General features: G+C 36.2%; 17 protein-coding genes and 1 tRNA gene. 6 read left to right on the top strand and 12 right to left on the bottom strand.

What is annotated here, in order from left to right; translation table 11 throughout:
* Positions 1 to 57 precede the first annotated feature (57 nt).
* The 4 genes from VIO64_RS14330 to VIO64_RS14315 all read right to left on the bottom strand — a co-directional run bounded on the left by VIO64_RS14330 (position 58) and on the right by VIO64_RS14315 (position 2,787).
* A complete protein-coding gene (locus VIO64_RS14330; protein WP_331919397.1) occupies positions 58 to 837 on the bottom strand; it encodes a copper amine oxidase N-terminal domain-containing protein in 780 nt (259 codons plus the stop codon).
* An 87-nt stretch (positions 838 to 924) separates the two neighbouring features.
* Positions 925 to 1,092: a SymE family type I addiction module toxin gene (locus VIO64_RS14325; protein WP_331919395.1), complete on the bottom strand. Its 168-nt coding sequence runs from the start codon at positions 1,090 to 1,092 to the stop codon at positions 925 to 927.
* An 89-nt stretch (positions 1,093 to 1,181) separates the two neighbouring features.
* Positions 1,182 to 2,054 carry a DMT family transporter gene (locus VIO64_RS14320; protein ID WP_331919393.1) on the bottom strand — a complete coding sequence of 291 codons (873 nt, stop codon included), beginning with the start codon at positions 2,052 to 2,054 and terminating at the stop codon, positions 1,182 to 1,184.
* Complete coding sequence (locus VIO64_RS14315) at positions 2,041 to 2,787, bottom strand: YebC/PmpR family DNA-binding transcriptional regulator (protein WP_331919391.1); 747 nt, start codon at positions 2,785 to 2,787, stop codon at positions 2,041 to 2,043. Before VIO64_RS14315 ends, VIO64_RS14320 begins: the two co-directional genes overlap by 14 nt.
* Positions 2,788 to 2,987: 200 nt before the next feature.
* On the opposite strand from VIO64_RS14315, the gene VIO64_RS14310 reads away from it, so the two are divergent.
* Positions 2,988 to 4,109 carry a HAMP domain-containing sensor histidine kinase gene (locus VIO64_RS14310; protein WP_331919389.1) on the top strand — a complete coding sequence of 374 codons (1,122 nt, stop codon included), beginning with the start codon at positions 2,988 to 2,990 and terminating at the stop codon, positions 4,107 to 4,109.
* Between the two features lie 22 nt (positions 4,110 to 4,131).
* Here VIO64_RS14310 and VIO64_RS14305 read toward each other — a convergent pair whose 3' ends face one another.
* The 4 genes from VIO64_RS14305 to VIO64_RS14290 form a co-directional block, all read right to left on the bottom strand.
* A complete protein-coding gene (locus tag VIO64_RS14305; RefSeq protein WP_331919387.1) occupies positions 4,132 to 4,785 on the bottom strand; it encodes a YigZ family protein in 654 nt (217 codons plus the stop codon).
* 144 nt (positions 4,786 to 4,929) lie between these two features.
* Entirely contained in the window at positions 4,930 to 5,355 is a 426-nt protein-coding gene (locus tag VIO64_RS14300; RefSeq protein ID WP_331919385.1) for an NUDIX hydrolase, read from the bottom strand.
* Between the two features lie 282 nt (positions 5,356 to 5,637).
* A complete protein-coding gene (gene hflX, locus VIO64_RS14295) occupies positions 5,638 to 7,368 on the bottom strand; it encodes a GTPase HflX (protein WP_331919383.1) in 1,731 nt (576 codons plus the stop codon).
* 185 nt (positions 7,369 to 7,553) lie between these two features.
* Positions 7,554 to 8,174, bottom strand: a complete 621-nt coding sequence (locus VIO64_RS14290; RefSeq protein WP_331919381.1) for a PilZ domain-containing protein — start codon at positions 8,172 to 8,174, stop codon at positions 7,554 to 7,556.
* Positions 8,175 to 8,381: 207 nt separating this feature from the next.
* On the opposite strand from VIO64_RS14290, the gene VIO64_RS14285 reads away from it, so the two are divergent.
* Positions 8,382 to 8,579: a cold-shock protein gene (locus VIO64_RS14285; RefSeq protein ID WP_331919379.1), complete on the top strand. Its 198-nt coding sequence runs from the start codon at positions 8,382 to 8,384 to the stop codon at positions 8,577 to 8,579.
* A 258-nt stretch (positions 8,580 to 8,837) separates the two neighbouring features.
* Positions 8,838 to 9,035 carry a zinc-ribbon domain-containing protein gene (locus VIO64_RS14280; protein WP_331919377.1) on the top strand — a complete coding sequence of 66 codons (198 nt, stop codon included), beginning with the start codon at positions 8,838 to 8,840 and terminating at the stop codon, positions 9,033 to 9,035.
* Positions 9,036 to 9,075: 40 nt separating this feature from the next.
* Here VIO64_RS14280 and VIO64_RS14275 read toward each other — a convergent pair whose 3' ends face one another.
* Entirely contained in the window at positions 9,076 to 10,854 is a 1,779-nt protein-coding gene (locus VIO64_RS14275; RefSeq protein ID WP_331919375.1) for an ankyrin repeat domain-containing protein, read from the bottom strand.
* Between the two features lie 442 nt (positions 10,855 to 11,296).
* On the opposite strand from VIO64_RS14275, the gene VIO64_RS14270 reads away from it, so the two are divergent.
* Positions 11,297 to 11,369: transfer RNA gene (locus VIO64_RS14270), tRNA-Met, on the top strand.
* Between the two features lie 53 nt (positions 11,370 to 11,422).
* Here the strand turns inward: VIO64_RS14270 and VIO64_RS14265 are convergent.
* Genes VIO64_RS14265 through VIO64_RS14255 form a run of 3 tightly spaced genes read right to left on the bottom strand, consistent with a single transcriptional unit; the run spans position 11,423 to position 13,950 of the window.
* On the bottom strand, positions 11,423 to 12,316 hold the full coding sequence (locus VIO64_RS14265; protein WP_331919373.1) for a hypothetical protein: 894 nt from the start codon (positions 12,314 to 12,316) through the stop codon (positions 11,423 to 11,425).
* A gap of 24 nt (positions 12,317 to 12,340) precedes the next feature.
* Positions 12,341 to 12,928, bottom strand: a complete 588-nt coding sequence (locus VIO64_RS14260; protein WP_331919371.1) for a hypothetical protein — start codon at positions 12,926 to 12,928, stop codon at positions 12,341 to 12,343.
* 47 nt (positions 12,929 to 12,975) lie between these two features.
* Entirely contained in the window at positions 12,976 to 13,950 is a 975-nt protein-coding gene (locus VIO64_RS14255) for a hypothetical protein (RefSeq protein WP_331919369.1), read from the bottom strand.
* A 385-nt stretch (positions 13,951 to 14,335) separates the two neighbouring features.
* On the opposite strand from VIO64_RS14255, the gene VIO64_RS14250 reads away from it, so the two are divergent.
* Together VIO64_RS14250 and VIO64_RS14245 are read left to right on the top strand one after the other, a co-directional pair.
* Positions 14,336 to 16,315, top strand: coding sequence for a DNA gyrase/topoisomerase IV subunit B (locus VIO64_RS14250; protein WP_331919367.1), 1,980 nt, complete (start codon positions 14,336 to 14,338; stop codon positions 16,313 to 16,315).
* Positions 16,316 to 16,369: 54 nt separating this feature from the next.
* Complete coding sequence (locus tag VIO64_RS14245) at positions 16,370 to 18,553, top strand: DNA topoisomerase (ATP-hydrolyzing) subunit A (RefSeq protein ID WP_331919365.1); 2,184 nt, start codon at positions 16,370 to 16,372, stop codon at positions 18,551 to 18,553.
* Positions 18,554 to 18,656 lie beyond the last annotated feature (103 nt).

Genomic DNA, 18,656 nt, shown 5'->3' with positions numbered 1-18,656 from the left:
TAAACCCCCTTTTTATTCTGAGAACAATTTTTATAACAAAATACACTTATCCTTTTATTAATTCTTTATCATGTATTCCGCCACTTTTGTTTTTTTACCGTTTGTAAAGTCATAAATATATATATAATTTACCTTATCGATTTTCAAACTCCGAAATCTTCCACATTCAAAATTAAAATAATCTCCATCCTTCTCCAATAAATCAAAATTTGCAAATACATATTTATCGGGATTTTCATATAGGTATGCGTATAGATCTCTTGCGTCGGTATTTACCTTACCTGTAACCAAATACGTTTTTGCCTTGTAATCTATATCCACTTTATCTATTGACACATTTAAATCCCCGAGAGAAACACTTTCCCCAATATCTTTTATTTTGTCTTCATAAGTAATGGTTACTGTCTTTGTCTTACCATCCCAATCAACTACAGCTCCAATGCTTTCTCCAATAAACCTCAGAGGGACGAATGTCCTGCTGCTTGTTATCTCCGGTGGTGCATCAAGTCCTTTTTTTGTACCATTTACATAAGCTGTTGAATCGTTGATTTTCAAACTTATTTCTGTCTTTCCTGTGGCCAAAACAGTTTTGTTTGTAGGATTCCACTGTACATCCAACCCGAAGGCTTCAAATATCTTCCTGAAAGGCACCAGAGTCCTGGAATTTTTTATGTATGGGTTTACATCAAACTCAAGCCTTTCACCGTTTAAAAACACCTTAATTTCGTTACTACCGGATCCTTCAGCTGTACTTATGTTTGCTGTCATGCTGCCGCACATAATGATGATGATTAAAAAAATGAGCACATGTCTAATTTTTTCGTGCAATCTCTTCATCCCGCATAACCCCCTATTAATACTATTATATACCATGGAAAATCTTTTTTCACTAATATTTTTTGGTTTTATGTCTATTTTTTTTGTCTATTCTGCTGGTACTGCAACTTTTATAACAATTTGGTCTTTAGATGCTTCAATGACAATACTTTTTCCTATGTCAAATCCAAATTTCTTAAGCCATTTCCCGGCAATATTAATAGCAGGAGTATCGTCCTCCAGCCAAAAATCCGATACCTTCATAATAAGAACCATGTATGACCCCAAATATTTTATACTGCTATATTATATGAGGACGGCAGCTTTTCTTGCCATAAGTTTAATATTATATTCGTGTAAAAGATTTATCCCTTATCAGCTACCAATATCAAAACGCTGGATGAAACAATCAGAGCAGCACCTATTACCTCATGAACGGAAAGTGCCTCATTTAGAAATAGAATCCCGAGAAGTGCAGTAAAAACACAGGTACTCATTGACAGAACCCCGCCCACCGCAGCTTTGCAGTATTTGTAAGCTGAAGTCATCATGACCTGTGCCAACATTCCCAAAAATCCTGTAATAAGGAGCAGTGCATATTGCATTGGGTTTGGCCATTTCCAAGTGGGTATGGCGAAAATTAGAGATGCAATTAGGCCGAAAGAACAAAAATAAAAGAAAATTGTCCAAGCCGATTCATTACGCTTTCTAAGCTGGCGTACACTGACAATTGCAAAACCGCCTAAAACGCCTGATGCCAACGAAAGCATGTCTGCATAATTAATTGAACTCATATCGGGACGAACTAAAACGATTATACCAACCCATGCGATTAAAATACTTATCGTCATCTTTGCAGTTATTTTTTCTTTCAAAACCAAAATGGCTATCAGAGCAGCAAAAATAGGATGTGTATTATTAAGGACTACGCTGTTGGTGAGGGTACCGTTCGCAATGCCTATGAAAAGCAGCAAAACAGCACTTCCCCCAAAAACCCCTCTAGCAACCAAAAGCCTTTTATTGCTTGAAGAAATATTCACAACCCCCGCAAGTGAAAGCATCAACACAGTAACTACACCGAAAAGCAGCCTGAAAAATGCCACCTCCGAACCGGAAAAATCCTCTGATGCCAACTTTGCAGTATAATTCATTGTAGCAAATAATATGGATGATACAAGCATTTGCAGGGGCCCTAATACAAACTTTTTCTCTCTTTCAGATAAATTAATCTTCTTCATCTTCCTCAGGCATATCCCAATTGTGGTAAACATTCTGTACATCATCCATGTCTTCCAGGTGTTCTATTAATCTATCCATAAACTCAATCTGTTTTGGTTCAACAAGCTTTGTCATTGTTGCAGGTATCATTGTAAGCTCTGCTTCAATAAACTCATAGCCCTTTTGCTCAAGGCTCTGCCTGACATTGGAAAACTCCTCCACAGAAGTAGATATTTCATAATACTCCTCTTCACTCTTAAAATCTTCTGCACCTGCATCTATGGCTTCCATCATCAGATCATCTTCATTTATTTTGCTGCTTTTTTCTATCATCATTACGCCTTTTTTACTGAACATAAAGGACACACATCCCGTTGTTCCAAGATTGCCACCGAATTTGTCAAAGTAATGACGTACATCACCGGCTGTCCTGTTTTTGTTGTCGGTCATTGCTTCTACAATAACGGCAACTCCCCCAGGGCCATACCCTTCATAGGTTATTTCCTCATAATTTGATCCATCCTGCTCTCCGGATGCTTTCTTTATACATCTCATAATATTTTCATTTGGCATATTGGATGCTTTTGCTTTAGCTATTGCATCCTTTAATTTGGGATTTGCTTCAGGATCCGGTCCGCCTTGCTTTACGATAACACTAATCTCTCTGCCGAGCTTAGTAAATAATTTTCCCTTTTGTGCGTCGGTTTTTTCTTTTTTTCTTTTAATATTAGCCCACTTCGAATGTCCGGACATAATATACCTCCTGTAAAAACTAATGAATAATAAACCACCTTACGGTCGCATGTTATAAATTATAATTTAAAAACATAAATTAATAAAGTCGTTTTTTGCTTTTACAATTATAAATATAATTTCGAGAAATATATTTACATTCTTTCTTTGTTTATGTATTATATATATGTTATTTTATGGTTATCGAAGGAGTTAATTACATGCCTAAAAGATTTAATCATATAAAATTAACAAACCATACCTACAAAATATTGATAAAGCTATTAATGGTCATATCTGTTGCCATCGTTTTTTTTGCTCTGTTCTACTTTCTTTACAGCAGCCTTATGCTGAGCTCTGATAGCTTTATATTTATACAACTTATTACAATAGTAATACTGGTAGCTTCGTTAGCTATTATACAATTTCTGAAACACAATCCTTCGAGCAAAAGTTCCCGCGAGGATTGCGGGAAGGAATTACATCCAGATTTGGCTCCTTCTCAACTAAAGCTTTTAGAAGAACTAACCATACTCAATAAGCAACTGACTGAAAATGACAAAAGAAAAACCGAGTTCTTTTCCAACATATCTCACGAGTTAAAGACACCCATAAGTATTATTCTGGGGGCTATACAATTGATTGAAGCAAAATGCCCTCCTTACATAAACGATAAAAGAAAATCATCAAAATACCATAAAACTATCAAGCATAACTGTTATCGACTACTAAGGCTAATAAACAATCTGCTTGACATAACCAGAATGGATTCAGGCTTTATTAAACTTAATACAATAAATTATAATATAGTGTATTTGATTGAGGAAATTGTACAATCCATTGCGCCTTACTCAAATCAAAAGGGATTAATAATGGAATTCGATACCGAAGAAGAAGAAATATTCATGTCGGTGGATGTGGATAAAATAGAAAGAATAATACTAAACCTGTTATCGAATGCAATTAAGTTTACTCCGGCAGGAGGTAAAATTTTTATAAATATAAAGCGAAATGGAGACAGTGTTCTTGTTTCTGTAAAGGATACAGGTCCTGGTATCCCTAAAAGTCTTCATTCAGAGATTTTTGACCGTTTTAAGCAAACAAACAGCAGTCTGACCCGCGAAAACGAAGGCAGTGGAATCGGGCTTTCTCTTGTAAAATCATTTGTAAGTCTTCACAACGGAAACATTAGCCTAAATAGCGAGGAGGGCCATGGAAGCGAATTCATAATAGAATTGCCCGTACTATTAAACTGTGAGTCAAGGGAGCCTGTAACGGTTAATTCCAGCAACGGGCATAGGATAATAGAGGCAATAAATATCGAATTTTCGGATATATATTAAAATGTGAGTTATATGGTAACTCTTAAATTTCTATAATCCTTCCATTTTCATCTACAGTTACATAAACCTCACCTTTAACATCAACAATTGCTCTTGCATTAGTTAGTTCGGTCATATTATCTATAAACACCCCTACCATATCAACAGGGATATACACTGTTAATTCTACATCTTGCTCATAATTAATTTCTTTTATGATATAATCACCGGCCATTAACCTGTTCTGTACTTTTCCAAATATAGTATACTCAACTATAATAGTAACCTGCTGGCACAACAGCCTTTTTATTATGTTGGCTGCCTCAATTCCTGCTGCCGCACATTTGCCATAAGCCCTGATAAGCCCTGCTGCCCCAAGCAATGTCCCCCCAAAGTACCTTGTTACCACAACTACTACATTCTGTATACCCGTTCTCTTTATGACCTCAAGAACAGGTATTCCTGCGGTACCGGAAGGTTCTCCGTCATCACTGAACCGTTGGATCACATTATCTGCACATATATGATAGGCATATACGTTATGGGTAGCATCCCAGTACTGTGTCTTGAGCCGGTTAATAAATTCCAACGCTTCTTCTTCGCATATTACAGGCTTTACCGATGCAATAAATTTGGACTTTTTTTCTTCTATTTGTGCCACTGCTTCATTTAATACTGTTTTATATTCCTTAACCAATCGTGCTTACTCTCATTCCTATAAATTATTTGTACACTAAAAAGATAGCAATATTTTATCTACCGCTATCTTTTATATTAGCACTAATATTTTATTGATTAAAGAATTTAAATAAAATTAATTTATTTTTATATTTTTTATCTCCTAAACTGTAATACATTCAATCTCTTTAATTTTTTTAAAAGAAAGGTTAACAAGGGATTTATCCTGACTGTAAGTAATACGTCTTATGGCGTCATCAATTTCAAAATAACCGCCGTCAGTAAATTGCTCATCAGTATTAATTTTGTAATCTTCATTTGAGGATCTCATTATATACCAAGTAATTTTGTTATAGACAGGTCTTTGACGTGTTACAGAAAAGAATTCGTAATTTGTACATCCAGCAGTTGTTACTATTTCAGCAGATATTCCGGCCTCTTCCTTTACTCTTCTTATGGCTACTTCACTTGAAAAGTCACCTTTTCTAATAATACCTTTTGGTAGAACCCACTCGTCCTTCTCGTTCTTTAAAAGAAAAACCTTATTGTTGTAAAAAACAACTCCACCTGCACAATTCCTTACAAGCATATATAAAACCCCTTTCAATTATATTATGAATACGTATTTCAAGGTGCAATAGCCCAAAAGCACCTAAAAATTAATTTTATGGGAATATTAGCTTTAGTATATTAAATGCAAGTTTTAGATTTTATTAAAAACAATTATTAATGCTTTTAATTTGTTAAAATAGAAAATATTACTTCTTATATATTATATTACTATTTATTGTACATTAATTCAATGAAAAGTTTTAATTAATAAAAAAGATCTTACTTTTTTTATATATCAAAAGTAAAATCTTTTTAATCCTTATAAATACTTTTTAATTTTATCAATTTTTGTGTTTCTAATTACAGCCCTAACCTTTATTCCATCCTCTATATACTCAGTTTGAGACACCTTCCCGTTTTCATATAGGTACGGCAGAACCCATCCTTCACTGTATGGTATGGTAAACTCTACGTCCGTTTCATTCTCCGAAAGCAATTCCGAAATTCCTAAAATAAGCTCTGGGATTCCTTGCCCTGTAACTGCTGAAATCTCATAAATTTTACAATCTCTATCAGGTATTCTGATATTGTGCGTGCCCTCAAGCATATCAACCTTGTTTAAAACCAGAACCATGGGCTTTTGTAGAGCTTCCAGGCTGTCCAATATACCCATGACAACAGCAATTTGCTCTTCGGCCTCCTCATTAGCCGCATCCACCACATGCAGCAAAACATCGGAATACACAACCTCTTCCAATGTAGACTTAAACGCTTCCACCAGCTCATGGGGCAACTTTCTGATAAATCCTACAGTGTCAACAAGGAGGGCAGTTTTACCATCAGCTAGATGAAACTTTCTTGCAGTTGGATCTAATGTTGCAAAAAGTTTATCTTCAGCAAACACATCAGAATTGCAAAGCTTATTCATTAAAGTTGACTTGCCTGCGTTTGTATAGCCCACCAATGCTATCGAAGGGACCGTATTCTTTTTTCTCGCTTCCCTTGTACGGCTTCTTCTTATACTTAATTGGTTGAGCTCAGATTCGAGAAAGTTAATCCGCCTTCTAATATGACGTCTGTCAACTTCCAGCTTCTTTTCCCCTGGCCCTCTTGTACCTATACCTCCACCTAGCCTTGATAATTGACCTCCCATACCGATAAGTCTGGGGAGCCTATACTTTAGCTGTGCCAACTCCACCTGGAGCTTGCCTTCTTTAGATCGTGCCCTCTGGGCAAATATATCCAGTATCAGAGTAGTCCTGTCAACAACTTTTGCTCCTGTTACATCCTCTATATTCCTAACCTGTGCTCCAGAAAGCTCCACATCGAAAATCAGTGTATCCACCCCTGATGCCTGGCACAAAAGCCCTATCTCTTCTGCCTTTCCTCTTCCGATATAGAAGGCAGGATCTTTAACAGGCTTTTTCTGAAGTATTTTGTCTATAACAACAGCACCGGAAGTGTTTGCAAGCTCTTCCAACTCATCAAGGGATCTCTCCGCTTCACTTTTATCACCGATCATCCTACCGGACAACGTTTCCAAACCTACAAGAATAGCTTTCTCCGCTTCAAGATCATTTTCATAGAAGGCAGATTTGCTGTTTTTATCCCGCTCAAGTATAAGCCCGAATATATAATCCAGCTCAGGGTCTTGGGGCTGAAAAGGCCCAAAAATATCCGCAGAGTTAAATTCCCCCGATTCATCCCTTGAAGCTACGGAAACATAGGCCTCAGTGAGCTCTCCATCCTTTACTCCCAAAGCAATCATAGCATCAAGCCTGAGATTTACCAGGGAGCTTATATCTACAGATGATAATTGCCCTGTAGCGTTTGGGTGGGTATGAATACACCGTATACCTGAAAGCCGCATTTTGCTTTTGCGTCCCTCAAGCTCAGGCAGTGATACCGTTGAGCTGTCTCCAATGCTAATATCGGTAACATTTCCCTTTCTGTCAAGATAAACAGCAATTTCTCTGTTTATTTTTTGAGTAAAAAAAGTAAGCTTTTGAACAAGTTCTTGAGGTATCAGGTCTCCCGATTCAAAAGTCATATCAAAAATGCCTTCAATTTCAGTAAGTACTGATTCCCTAATGGATTCAAGATTTCCAATTATATTAATAAAATTCACCCCTAGAATACTTAGGTATTTAGTAAATAATTTATATTATAGCATACATATGCCAGTCAGCAAGGCCCCTCCTACCATAAAGTTAAATATTTTTATAAATAATGTTATTAGTCTCCTTCAATTATACACTCCTGTTGGGACTTAAGTTTTTCCAAGTACCTTCTCAACACATTTTGCTGACCATACTCCATGTGAATAATTCTAAGCCCATAGTCATACACATATTCATTTCTCGCGGACCAAACTATCTCTGCTGTTAAATTAACAGGAGTATTATCCAGATACATTTTCACATCAATATTTTGCTTGGCTTCAATATCCTTTTTAGAGCATATTAAAAGACCATTAAAGCTTATGTTTTTCACTACAGCTATAAATTCAGACTTGCCGTTTCTTAAAAATATGCTGGAGTACAATGATACCGGAAATCTTTCGAAGGCCCTGTTATTAATAACATATTCTTCGTTTTCTACCACCAGCTCTAATGCATTCTTATCTATATTTATATTAACGATATGGCAGCTTGTAGTATAAATACTATCACTGCACTTGAAAGCTATGGCTATTGTATCGCCTTCAAACAACATGCAGTCTGCAAACTCTCTCATGATTTTAACAGTTATAAGCTGTCTTCCACTTTCATGATCCTGTACATCAATTACCTGACTCCTTAAAACATTGGTTGAATGATGGCTTATGGAGATAATTTCACCAGGTTTTATAAACATTGATTCTGCTCCTTTATTTTAAGAATCAAACCAATATTTTTATCGGCATAAAAGTGAAATGTTTTAACAAATGAATGAGTTTAACTAAATTTATAAACCTTTATACAACAAAATATGAATAACCAACGTAATATTTTGACATAATATACTAGTAAGCATGGTATTTACATGCTTAAATCATTAGATTTTTAGGAGGTACAGTACTGAATGATTGGTACAGTGAAATGGTTTAGTTCGGAAAAAGGCTTTGGATTTATTGAAAGGGATAACGGAGAAGATGTTTTTGTACACTTCTCTGCAATTAAAGGAGAGGGCTATAAGTCACTTTCAGAAGGCCAAAAAGTTGAATTTGATTTGGAAAAAGGCCAGCGTGGTCCGCAAGCTGCAAATGTAAGATTATCTTAGTCAGGTATTTACATTTGGATGCATGTATAAAGTATATTATCTTTAAAGTTATGATAAACGTTTATTATCTTTGTAAATAACTTGTAAATATTTTGAAATATTTTAACAAATGTTGCTTAATATAAAATATTGTGATATACTTATGAAGTTAGTCTCTATATAAGTCGGATTGATTTTCTGAATATAACTCTCTTTAATTTTTTGGAGTGAAAAGTCAGGAATAATTAGATCCAAATAAATAAAGGGAGGTATATAGACATGGCTGATAAAACTATAACTTGCAAGGATTGCAACACAGATTTCATTTTCAATGAAAGCGAGCAGGCTTTCTACAAAGAAAAGGGATTTGAAAATGAACCACAAAGATGTCCTGACTGCAGAAGAGCAAGAAAGCAGCAGAGAAGCAATAACAACAGAGGCGGCGGAAGAAGCTTCGGCGGTGGTAACAGGTGGTAATTTAGAGGAGAGCTTAGCTCTCCTTTTTGTTTTCATTAAGTTATTTTACCTTGCTTAGAATTTTAGCTATGTTTTTGTTTTTTAAATTTTTAGCATAATCCATAGCTGTGCGTCCATCTTTGTCTTTCAAATTCATATCAGCCTTATTTTCAACTAAAACTCTGACGTTATCTTCCCAGCCGCAGGAAACAGCTCGTATTAATGCAGTTTCACCCTTATTGTTCTGGTAATTGATGTTTGCTCCCTTTTTTATTACATATTCCAGTATGTTCCTGCTCCCATTTTCACCAGCCGTAATTATTGCTGTATTCCGGTTATTCCACTCATTTTGAAACTCCAGATTAGATCCTTTCTCCACTAGCATTTTAACAATATTAAAATCCCCGACAGAAATTGCAGTCATTAAAGCACTATATCCATCAATGTCATCCATATCTGCACCATTCTTGAGCAAATATTCCACGGCTTCTGCATTTCCATAAGAAATAGCTCCCCTTAGAAAGTCTCCTTCATTCCTGAATCCATTAATATTTACCCCTAAATCAAGAAAGAATTTAATATCATTTAAGTCAGAAAGGACTGGAAATAAATCGCCATAAACATCATGTTTCTTGTAAAGGTCAACACCATTAGCCAAAAAGAATTTAAATGCCTCATAATTTTTCTTTGTGCATGCTCTCTGAGCAGCTCTCCATAAGACATCATCATTTACTGGAAAACCATGATCAAGTATCATTTGAATTATTTTAACATTTCCGTTTTCAGCAGCGTCAAACAATACATTGACTTCTCCTCCCAATTCAGGCTCAAATGGCTTAATGTTCGATCCTCTTTTTATCAAATACTCAACCGTGTCAAGTTGACCATTAATTACTGCAAAATTCAAAGCTGAGTTATCGCTTGAGTCTCGTGCTTGAATGTTAACCCCTTTACTTACTAAATATTTAACAACATCAAGGTTCCCATAATACGAGGCAATCATAAGAGGCGTATACTTATTCTTATCAGTATAGCTTAAGTCAAGTCCTTTTAATTCCAACAGTTTGATTGTCTCCACACTGCCAAAAGCAGCAGTAAAAAATAATATCTTCCACTCATCGTCTCTTTTAATTTTATTTTCTTTTACAAATTCAATTAGTTTTGATGATTGTCCAAGCATTGCTGCCTCCAAAGTAGGATCAAGCCCTGATTGGTATCCTTCCTTTATTAGGCCTTCCAGTATCCTTTTCTGTACTCCCAGGTTTGGTGTAATATATGTACTTCTTCCCTCCAATGCAGCTTTTAACGTAACAGGCCTGATTTTAGCCCCATGTTCCAAAAGCATAGTAACTATTGTGTCGATGTTTTTTTCTGTCGCTGTTGCCCTACCATTATTATTAAGTACACGTTCAAGTGCAGTGTAGCCATTACACTCTATATCAATTTTGGCTCCATGCTTTATTAAAAATTCACATTTATGTACATCTATATTACTTGCTGCCCACAATAAATAAGTTGAACCTTCAGATGTAGTATAATTAACATCTGCCCCAATCTTAACAAGATACTCAGGCACTCTTAAATTGTTGTTTTGTGCATGATTATATGCAAGCCATAATGGATTGGTCTCCGGAGTAATGATTCCCTTCAACTTATTTATGTCAGCTCCATCATCAATAGCTTCCTTAATCATCTCCAGGTTTTCATATTTAATACCGTCAAATAATTTACCATCGCAGTCCGAACTGCCTAATAATCCGGTAATATTTACACAGGAAGATAAAAGCAATCCTATCGTAATTATAATAATCATTGAAACTAACCTTTTGCCCTGTCTCATCACATATGCCCCTTATGCTATATTATAAATTATAATTTAATTCTAACACACAATATGGAAAGCTGAAAGGCATATCTAATTGATGTATAAACCTAGAATAACCTATAGATACGCCTCTCCAGCCTACATAATAAACAAACTTAATTAAAATAATTTGTTAAATCAAAAAACTTTTCAAAATACTGTAAATAGCTCATAAGTCTGTTATAGGCAGCTTTGACTTGGTCTTTTATTTCACCTAGGTCTACTAAGATAAAATAATATTTTTCATTGATTCATCTTGTTCTTTCTTTTTGCCCGAAAAACATCAAATAACAATATTTCACGCATAATAAATCACTAAAGTGTATATACTTATATTGACCAAGTATTAAGCTAACCCAAAAATTAACATTTACATTTGCAAGAATGTGTGTTACATTATTAAAGCACGTTAAATTATCGCGGGGTGGAGCAGTCGGTAGCTCGTCGGGCTCATAACCCGAAGGCCGTTGGTTCAAGTCCAGCTCCCGCAACTAAAACAAAAACCTCTTGTTCGTCGGAACAAGAGGTTTTTAATTTTTATATTCTACTTTAAAAAGTGTATAATTATGTTGGCTATGGAAACATATAAAACAACCTGGCCTATGGCAGCTCCCATATTGTTCTGCTCATAAACCTCCGCCCATATATTCACCTTCAAAATAGCTGCAAAAATCCATTTCATTAAATATGCCAATACTAGAAAAACCGCCAGCCCGATAGCACATACCACCATAAGATCGATAAAATCAAACTCCAACTGATACTGTATAATATGAGTCAGGATAGTTTCAACTGCCAGAACAAACCCTCCAAGTGCCACCCCTGCTGCAGGGTTATTATCTACGAATATTTCTTTAAAAAGAGTTGTTTTTGATCTTAAAACCATCTCATATACAATCAGTGCCATTAATGAATAAACAACAACCGTCAGCATCTTAAAGAGAGATGAAAATAATTCTTCCGGCATGAAGTCCATAAACATTATTACACTTACCGATACAATTGAAAGCGTTGCTGAAAACAATGAAGCAGCTACGTTTTTCTGATTGTAAACCTCGTTGTTAAGGCTTATTTTGCCTTCAATATCCGGCGGGCTTATCTGTCTTATTGCCAGGTTGGAAAACAGACGCAAAACGGTAAAAAGGACTATAAATCCTGCTTCATAACCAATACAAATCAAAAGATCCATAAATACATCTTCATGAGCAGGTCCTTCAATTGCCTTTGCTGCCAGGTATAGAGTGGGGAATATAAACGCCCCTAAAAACTCAATCCATGCTGCAAGGTTATCCTTTTCAAACAATGCGTCCTTTAGATTTATTTTTCGCAGAATTATCTTAGAATACATAAACCATCCCAGTATGAATCCTATTAAAATAATAGGTATATTAAATAACAAGTTATTGCCTAAAAACTCCAAGTAGCCTCGTAAATCCATCACTACCCCTCCTTATAAATAGTATTATTCTCCCTGATAAACCTTATAGAATATATCTTCAATCATTTCTCCGACAAAGATCCTGAACATTCCTGTATCCTCAAGCATTTCAACATTTAGGTATTCATCCCTGCCGTCCACAGATCTGCTGTAGTCCCACAGCTTTACGCGTATCTCACGCTCTACATCCTCCGATTGAACATCATAAACCCTGATCCGTCCTGATATTCCATCGATTCGGTCTTCTTCCTCAGGCATATAGCATCTCTCATACTCATCCCCTTCCGGTGATGTGAGATATCTTTGACCAGCCACGTTAAACAAAAAATCCTCATCAAAGGGTATGGTATCTACCATACTGTATAAGTAAGTTTCCAAACTATCATTGTTATCCTTGAAAACCTCAAGGACATACTCGGTGTTTTCCGATTTTGAATATATAACATATCTTGAATAGGACTTTTCTCCTACATTCATCTCAATTACTTTCATAAACTTGAAAATACCTTTGTTTTTAAGCTCTCCCACATTGAACTCAACCATGGAATTTGGCGTTATCTGCAATGGGTTATACACTTTTGTTATTACCGAGCTTTTATTAAATCCGAACATTTTATGCCTCCTTTTTGAGTACCAGTCATATTAATGCAACAATCATATTAATACATCCTGCTCTGACCCCTTGGTTTTTTAGGCCGCGAAACTCTCCTTATGATAGCTATAAGGATTACAATTATTATTAGTATTATTATTATTGTTACTATTGGATTACCCACTCTTGAAGGATATCTGTTAGAGTAATAGATAGTATCAACATTTCTTCGCTGATAATCGTCTGAAAACTGGAGATCAGGATCAACATCAGAATCTAAATAGTCGTCATCCCTTGCTATGTTTCTTGCCTCCAATGCCCTTACCCTCGCCTCCATCTGAGCAAAATGTGCAGCATCAAAGTAGTTTTTGTACGGATGAATGTCCATCCAATGATGATACCAAAATAGTTCGGATGCTCTCATAAGAAACCACAAATCCCAGGGCCCGACTGATGCATACCCGTAGGAGAAAGGACTTCTGAAATAGCCTGTGTTATAGTTGACTATTACAGTCCTGGAGCTATAATAATTTATCCTCTGGGGCCTTGTCTTCAAAGCTTCTTCAAAATCCATCCTGTTGCTTACATTATACTTTTTCTTCATCGACAAATCATAAACCTTTTTCTGATCCGCATTTAAGCTGGCATTATACTTCTTAACAGATGCCTGCTTTTTATAAGTATCCTCCATGTATGTTTTCTTTGAGGAATTTAACTTGCTGCTTTTTGAAGCACTTCCGGTCGAACTGCTGGAACTGCTCCAACCGCTTGAGCTTCCGGAACTCTTCGAACCGCTCGAACTTCCAGAGCTGCTTGAGCTCTTTGAAGAACTCTTTTTAGAGCTTGATGACCCCGAATATCCGGAAGAGCTCTTGGTACTCTTAGTACTTTTACTGGAAGACCCGGAATAGCTTTTTGAACTTGAAAAGCCCGAGCTTCGAGAACTTCTGCTTCCCGAATAGCTTCTCCTGGCATATACGTCACAGACTTGTGTAAATAAAAAAATTAAAACAAATAATAGTGCTAATATTCTTTTTCGCATTTTTTCACCCCTGGAAAATTATTTATCACCAATCACCAATATAAAAATCATTAATTTATTTGATTTTTATATAAAAGATTTACAAATCCTATTATAACATTTACAGATGAAACCGCAATGCGGATTTAAAACCATAGAAGCCCGCCATGATAAATTACAGTTTCCACATGTAACGGGACCAAATAAATTCCATTCTTAATCCGCACAGCTATTTCCTGGACAATAATGAAACTTTCCCATTCATATCTCAACTACGCTTGACACGAACACCTGTTCGTGCAATAATTATTATGTTGAAATAATTTCAAAGACTAAAGGTATTGCAAAAATACTGATAATTCAATAAAATCATATAGTGTAGCAAAATGGTAAAGGATGGTTATTAATGACAAAGAACACCAAAGCTGACAAGTATGGTAATGAAAGTATATCTTCATTAAAAGGGGCGGACAGGGTTAGACTGCGTCCAGGAGTTATATTCGGTTCTGACGGCCTTGAAGGATGCCAGCATTCGGTATTTGAGATACTCTCAAATTCCATAGACGAGGCAAAGGAAGGCTATGGCAATATTATAGAGGTAACAAGGTTTAATGATAATTCCATAATGGTTAAAGACTACGGAAGAGGAATTCCCCTTGACTATAATCCAAAAGAGGAAAGGTTCAACTGGGAGTTGGTTTTCTGCGAACTCTATGCCGGAGGCAAATATAAAAACAATTCAGGGGAAAATTACGAATTCAGTCTTGGGTTAAACGGTCTGGGGAGCTGTGCAACTCAATACAGCTCCGAGTATATGGATGTCACTGTTTTCAGAGATGGGTTTAAACACGATCTTCACTTTGAAAAGGGTGAAAACATAGGCGGCTTGAAAAAAGAAAAATGCAGCTATAAAAGCACAGGAACCTGCATAAAGTGGAAGCCTGACCTGGAAGTATTCACAGATATAAACATTCCACTAGAGCACTTCAAAACAGTCCTTAAAAAGCAGGCGGTAGTTAACTCAGGCATTTTATTCAAGCTATTTGATGAAGAATCCGGAGAAGGCTTTGAATTCTATTACGAAAACGGTATTGTTGATTATATAAAAGAAATTAGCGGTGACAAGAGCTTTACCGATGTACAGTTCTATGAAACATCTACAAAAGGAAGAGACAGGGAGGATAAACCGGAGTATAAGGTTAAAATACAGATTGCCTTTTGCTTCAATAATGAAATTAATCTTCTTGAATACTACCATAATTCCAGCTTCCTTGAATACGGTGGTGCACCTGATAAAGCAGTAAAGGCTGCTTTGGTATATGAAATTGACAAATGCCTAAAAGCAAGAAACAAGTACAATAAAGACGAAGCAAGGATCACATTTACAGATATTCAGGACAGCCTTATACTGGTAACCAATTCGTTTTCCACAATTACCAGCTATGAAAACCAGACCAAGAAATCCATAACCAACAAATTTATTCAAGAAGCAATGGCGGATTTCTTAAAACAGCAGCTGGAAATCTATTTTATAGAAAACAGAATGGAAAGTGAAAAAATATTAGAACAGGTAATTGTAAATAAACGCAGTAGAGAAACAGCAGAAAAAACGAGGATAAATATAAAAAAGAAGCTAAACGGCACAATTGATATTTCAAACCGCGTAAAAAAGTTCGTTGACTGCAGGACAAAGGACTTGTCAAAACGAGAGCTTTATATAGTTGAGGGTGATTCAGCCTTAGGCTCTTGTAAGCTTGGCAGGGATTCAGAGTTTCAGGCAATTATGCCAGTAAGGGGAAAAATATTAAACTGCCTCAAGGCCGAGTATGACAGCATATTTAAAAACGATATTATTGTGGATCTTTTAAAGGTCTTAGGGTGCGGAGTTGAAATAAATTCGAAGCATAACAAGGATCTTAACACCTTTGACATGAACAATCTTCGCTGGGACAAAATAATAATATGCACCGATGCTGATGTGGACGGATTCCAGATACGTACACTGATACTTGCCATGCTGTACCGTCTGGTCCCTACTCTCATACAGGAAGGAAAAGTTTATATAGCTGAGTCTCCTCTATATGAGATAACATATAAAAACAAGTCTTATTTTGCTTATTCGGACAAGGAGAAAGTAGAAATTACCGCTAAAATGAATGGGAAGTTTTCAATCCAACGTTCAAAGGGTCTTGGCGAGAATCAGCCTGAAATGATGTGGCAAACCACTATGAACCCGGAAACCCGCAGGCTTATACAAGTTGTACCTGATGACTACAAAAAGACCGCAGAGTATTTTGATTTGCTTCTTGGTGACAATCTACCGGGAAGAAAGAGCTTTATTGAAGAGCATGGTTACAAGTACCTTGAGATGATTGATGTTAGTTAAGGTATGATTGATGTATAGATTAATTGTTTTAAACAGTTAAGGAGAAAATACGCAATGTCACATAAAAATAAAATTGAGCAAAAAATTGTTGAGACGCTTGAGAAAAATTACATGCCTTATGCTATGAGTGTCATAGTTTCAAGGGCAATACCCGAAATAGACGGATTTAAGCCTTCCCACAGGAAGCTTCTTTATACCATGTACAAAATGGGCCTTCTTACTGGGAACAGAACCAAGTCTGCCAATGTTGTAGGCCAGACAATGAAACTCAACCCCCATGGTGATATGGCTATATATGAAACACTGGTGAGATTGACCCGGGGAAATGATGCTTTACTTCACCCTTATATAGATTCAAAGGGAAACTTCGGGAAACAGTACTCAAGGGATATGAGATTTGCAGCTCCTCGTTATACAGAGGTTAAGCTTGATAAGATTTGTGAGGAGCTTTTTAGAGATCTGGAAAAAAATGCTGTTAACTTTGTAGATAACTATGACGGTACCATGAAGGAACCCACCTTGTTTCCTACAACCTACCCCAATTTGCTTGTTAATGCAAATCAAGGCATAGCAGTGGGAATGGCAAGCAACATATGCAGTTTTAACCTACGGGAAGTTTGCGAGACCGCCATACAGTTTATAAACAATGAGAATGTTGATATATTACAATATTTGAAAGCCCCTGATCTTTCAACAGGTGGTCAGTTGATTTATGTGGAAAAGGACATAAATGACATATATAATACAGGAAGGGGCAGCTTCAAGCTCCGTGCGAAGTACAAATTCGATAAGGAAAACAACTGTATAGAGGTTTATGAAATACCTTATACCACAACCACTGAATCAATAATAGATTCAGTCATTGACTGTGTCAAGGACGGTAAGATAAAAGACGTAACCGATGTTCGCGATGAAACAGACCTGAGCGGTCTGAAAATCACTCTGGATCTTAAAAGAAATACTGATCCCGAGGCGTTAATGAATAAGCTGTATAAACTTACCCCGCTGCAGGATTCTTTTAGCTGTAATTTTAACATCCTTGTAAATGGCAGTCCGAAGGTTATGGGAATCAGGGAAATACTCAGAGAGTGGGCAATTTTCAGGATAAACTGCATAAAACGTCAAACCCTCTTTGATATTGGCAAGAAAAAAGATAAACTCCATCTTCTCTTAGGTCTTAGAAAAATACTTTTGGACATTGACAAGGCAATTAAGATAATAAGGCAAACAGAAGAGGATTCACAAGTAATTCCCAACCTTATGAACGGATTTACAATTGATAATATCCAGGCTGAGTTTATTGCTGAAATAAAGCTCAGGAACCTGAATAAGGAGTACATTTTAAACAGGGTCAGCGAAATTGAAAACCTGCAGAAGGACATTGAAGAGCTTGAAAAGATTTATAGCGACGAAAAGAAGATTCGCAAAATTATTACTAAGCAGCTTTCTGAAGTCATGAAAAAATATGGTCATGACAGGCGTACTGAGATAATCCATGAACATCATATAGAGGAGATAACCCATGAGCACTTTATTGAGGATTACAATTTAAAGCTTTTCCTTACAGACCACAACTATTTAAAGAAAATCGCTCTTACATCACTGCGTACAAGTCCTGATCACAAGCTTAAGGATGATGACTTTATAATGCAGGAGCTGGAGTCCCATAATAAATCGGATTTACTCCTTTTCTCCAACAAATTTACGGTCTATAAGATGAAAACATACGAGCTTAATGACTGCAAGGCAAGTAGCCTTGGCGAATACCTTACCAATGTGCTTCAACTGGAAGCTGATGAAAAGATCATTTACCTGACTGCAACGGATGATTATAAGGGGTATATGCTGTTCTTCTTTGAAAATGGAAAAGCAGCCAAAATTGATTTAAACAGTTATGCTACAAAAACCAATCGTAAAAAACTGGCTAATGCATATTCCAATCTGTCGCCTCTTATAAGCATTATGTATATTAATGAAGATATTGATCTTGTAGCTTACAGCAATATTGACAAGGTGTTGATATTCAATACCTCCTCGATAAATCCCAAAACTACGAGAGACTCTCAAGGCGTTCAGGTGCTTCTTTCTAAAAAGGGAAGTACGCTTACAAAAGTAAAAACAATCAATGAAGTTAATTTCAATAGCCTCGACTACTACAGGACAAAAAACATTCCCGCAGTGGGTTGCTATCTGAAGGATGAAGACCGGGAAGATAACCAAATAAGATTGGATATCTAAAATTACTGAACAAAGCTAATCCCAATGTGATTTTGCAACCTTTATAAAATAGGATAGCCGGCAAAAAGCCAGCTATCCTATTTTATTGAACAATTTATTTTTC

This window comes from Pseudobacteroides sp., from assembly GCF_036567765.1.
Classification (GTDB): domain Bacteria; phylum Bacillota; class Clostridia; order Acetivibrionales; family DSM-2933; genus Pseudobacteroides.
The sequence above is the reverse complement of the archived record's forward strand: the minus strand, read 5'-3'. Positions and strand labels throughout refer to the sequence as shown.